Origin of the sequence: Mesorhizobium sp. M7A.F.Ca.US.005.03.2.1, assembly GCF_003997795.1 — a bacterium.
GTDB lineage: Bacteria > Pseudomonadota > Alphaproteobacteria > Rhizobiales > Rhizobiaceae > Mesorhizobium > Mesorhizobium ciceri.
On sequence record NZ_RZRP01000713.1, the window covers coordinates 1 to 3,301 of the forward strand.

3 protein-coding genes and 1 pseudogene are annotated in these 3,301 nt (G+C 60.5%); 1 reads left to right on the top strand and 3 read right to left on the bottom strand.

What is annotated here, in order from left to right; translation table 11 throughout:
• Positions 1-232 (bottom strand): annotated as a pseudogene (locus tag EN991_RS28860) (SAM-dependent methyltransferase); the annotation flags it as partial.
• 323 nt (positions 233-555) lie between these two features.
• Here EN991_RS28860 and rfbC point away from each other — a divergent pair.
• Positions 556-1,107, top strand: a complete 552-nt coding sequence (gene rfbC / locus EN991_RS28865) for a dTDP-4-dehydrorhamnose 3,5-epimerase (RefSeq protein WP_024505404.1) — start codon at positions 556-558, stop codon at positions 1,105-1,107.
• Here rfbC and EN991_RS28870 read toward each other — a convergent pair.
• Together EN991_RS28870 and EN991_RS28875 are read right to left on the bottom strand one after the other, a co-directional pair.
• The gene (locus EN991_RS28870) at positions 1,102-2,412 is read right to left on the bottom strand and encodes a DUF4910 domain-containing protein (RefSeq protein WP_064994814.1); all 1,311 of its coding nucleotides are present in this window, start codon (positions 2,410-2,412) and stop codon (positions 1,102-1,104) included. The two genes, rfbC and EN991_RS28870, sit on opposite strands and share 6 nt — an antisense overlap.
• Positions 2,413-2,426: 14 nt before the next feature.
• Positions 2,427-3,301: SDR family oxidoreductase (locus tag EN991_RS28875; protein WP_164769436.1), on the bottom strand; the 875-nt coding region annotated here is incomplete at its 5' end.

The following is a 3,301-nucleotide window of genomic DNA, read 5'->3' on the forward strand; positions in this document are numbered from 1 at the left end:
GGCTCATATACTCCTTGAGCTGCACCAGATAGCACGTGTCGCAGACAAGCACGTTGAGCGGGTAGTAAGGTTCCATCTGGTCGAGCTGGTCGGGCTGCAGGAACCTCTCGCACGGCGGCGACATGCCAAGATCGACCAGGGTGTGGCGCAGGCGCGACCCGCAGAGCCTGCAGCCGACATTCCGGCTTGCCGCACTATGATCGCGGACGATTTCGACTGCCTGAATGTTCATTCCCCCTGCTCCTGTCTGCTGGTTAGAAAACGGAGACGCGGTGCGCTACGCAGAACCGATGCCTGCCGCGCCTCCGCAGGCAGATGGCCACAGGTTAGGATACAGCCCCCCCTGGTTCGATTTGCCAATCCGTCGGGTGCCTTAATCCTAATAGCGAGCGGGCGGCGGCAATGCCGGCGCGAGGCCCGCCGAACGGGTAAAGCCGTCATCCGGATATACCGCTATCGAAGAGGCCACCTAAGGCTTAGGTAGCCCTTCCAGCGTCGGCTGGCGACGCTGACAATTGCCGCGCCGGTCTTGCTCGGCACGGGGGATCCAAGTGCATGCTGTTTACCGAAACGGAGCTTCAAGGTGTCTGGCTGATCGAGCCTACACTGATGGTTGACGACCGTGGTTTTTTCACCCGTCTTTTCTGCGAAAAGGAGATGGCGGATTGCGGTCTGGCGACCCGATTTGTCCAGCACAGCCGGTCCTGTTCGGTCCAAAAGGGAACTCTCAGGGGGCTACACTACCAAGAGGAGCCTTACGCCGAGGTCAAGCTGGTCTCCTGTGTCCGCGGCGCTATTTTTGATGTCGTCGTGGACCTGCGCCCGAATTCACCGACACGCTACAAGTGGCTTGGCTTCGAGCTGACATCCGAGAACATGAAGCAGGTCTATATCCCCGCCGGATTCGCGCACGGCCTGCAGACCCTTACGGACGGCACCGAGGTCTCTTATCTCATATCGCAGTTCTATGCGCCCCACGCGTCGACGGGCGTCCTCTACAATGACCCGGCCTTTTCGATCCGCTGGCCATTGATGCCGACAGCAATGTCGGAAAGGGACAAGTCCTGGCCCCTTGTCAGACGGCGAACCGGCGCCTCGGCCTCATGAGGCTGCTGCCAAAAGACCATGTCCCGATAACAGTCTGGCGGCGGCGGCGAGTTCCTTGAACGGCAGGTTCGAACGCTCCGCCATGCTCAGAAGCGAATGCTGCCCGTCGGCAAGGTTTAGCACCCAAAGCAGCGACATCGACGTTGCGCCCGACGACTTCTGCCCTCCCAGGGCTGCATAGAGGCCGCGCTTGCCGAGTTGCGGTTCGCCTTTAGGCAAGAGGTTCAACGGCGTCCAGTCCTCTTCGATGATGTCGATTACGTCCGTCAGGATGCGGAAGGAATCCTCGAGATGCTCCGGCCTGATGAAGTCAAGATTGTCGGCCGACGTGTGGTATTCGGGGAATGTGCCGTGGACGCTCCGCTGGAACATGCCGACCGGAAGATCGAAGCCCGGCGAGCAATATTGCCTCTCGTCATAACCGTAAGGGGAGAAATCCAGCATCTTTGCCCCAGCTAGACGCCCGAGCACGTGTGCCATGGCGCGATCGACGAGCGCGTCACCGCGGCGGCTGCGCTTGTATGCCGGGCTTCCTGCGTCACCAACGCATGACAGCACCAGACCATGGTCGATGAGACATGTCCGGTCCTCGTTGCGCGACAGCCACGCGAGCGCGCCGATGGTGCCCGGGGCGAACAGGAAGCGATAGCTGTATCGTGTTTCCCTTGCCTTCAGGCTTCTTGCGAGCGCTGCCAGCAGGGCCAGGCCCGAACAGTTGTCGTTGGCGAGTGAGGGATGGCAAATGTGCGCCGAAAGCAGGAATTCCCGTTCTGTTTGCCCGCGGTGCAAGTATTCTCCGTAGGCGAGGCTGCCGTCTTTGAATTCGGCATCGATCTCCACCCGATAGAGACCGTCGGGCATGTTGGCCACACGGTCATGGGCTGCGCAGAAGCCCCATGTCGGGGTGTAATAGGAAGTGCGGTAGGGAATCACCTTCGGTTGTTCCGGCAGCGTATGGATATGCGGCCTCAATTCTTCGAGCGGCAGTATCCCCTTGAAGGGTACGCTGTAGTTGACGATGTGCAGGTTGGAGTCAGCGAAATCCACGACCGTTTGTCCGTCCGGGCCTGTGATGCTTGCCGAGCGGATGTTCCATTCCTTGGGAATGGTCCAATCGAAAACCTGTGTCCCGGTCGGCACTTCATGCCGTTCCAAATCGATGTGCCCCGACAAGACGTCCAGCGTTTGTCGCACACCATCTCCGGTGATGCTCCTGCAGATCGGAAACAGACGTTCGGCCAAGGCATAGATTTCCTGGCCGAGGCTGACGGACGCTGGCGGCGAGCCGAGTCCGCCGGGATTCACCTGTTCCACACCGCTTATCCCGCCGCTACCTCCAGTCTTTTCGAGGCTTCGGCGACCCGCATCCGACCGTCCAGAAGTCCGTTGGCCAAAAGATACCGGATGTGGCCGATACGCTGGAAGCGCGGCCCCTCGAATTCGTCGAGAGTGACATTCGACTTTCGGTAGGCATGATAGAGCTGCTCGGCCCCTTTGCGCGCATCCCATTGCGGCTTGAAGGCAGGAAGGGCAAGCGCGATCTTGTCGAAGTTAACGCGATAGGAGCGCTTGTCGGGTCCGGCATCGGACGCGAACTCAAGCCGGCAGCCCGGCACGACCTCGGCGACAATCTCGGCGATGTCGCGGATCCTGTAGTTGTGGCCCGTCTGCCCCACATTGAAGGCCTCGTTGTGAATGGTCTCGCGGGGCGCTTCCAGCCCGGCAATGAACGCCCTGGAAATGTCCTCGATATGGACGATCGGCCGCCACGGCGTTCCATCGGATTTCAGCAGGATGACGCCCTTGGTGACCGCCCAGGCCACGAGATTGTTCAGCACGATGTCGAAGCGGAGCCGGGGAGAGAGGCCATAGGCCGTGGCGGGACGGAAATAGGTGGGAGAGAAGCTGCTGTCGGCCAGTTCAGAAATGTCCCGTTCGGAAAGCACCTTGGACCAGCCGTAGGGCGTGACCGGCTTCAGTTCGCCCGTTTCGTCCACCATCCCGTCGCCGGCCTGTCCGTAATTGCTGCATGATGAGGCGAACAGGAAGCGCGACACGCCGGCGTCCTTGGCCGCCTTCGCGAAGCGGACGCTGCCCTTGTAGTTGATTTCGTAAGTGATGTCCGGATCAAGGTCGGACAGCGGATCATTGGAAAGAGCCGCCAGGTGGATGACGGCATCGACCCCTTCGAGGT

Excerpts from the sequence above, each read along its gene's own strand:
- rfbC (WP_024505404.1), top strand. The coding sequence starts at position 556 with ATGCTGTTTACCGAAACGGAGCTTCAAGGTGTCTGGCTGATCGAGCCT.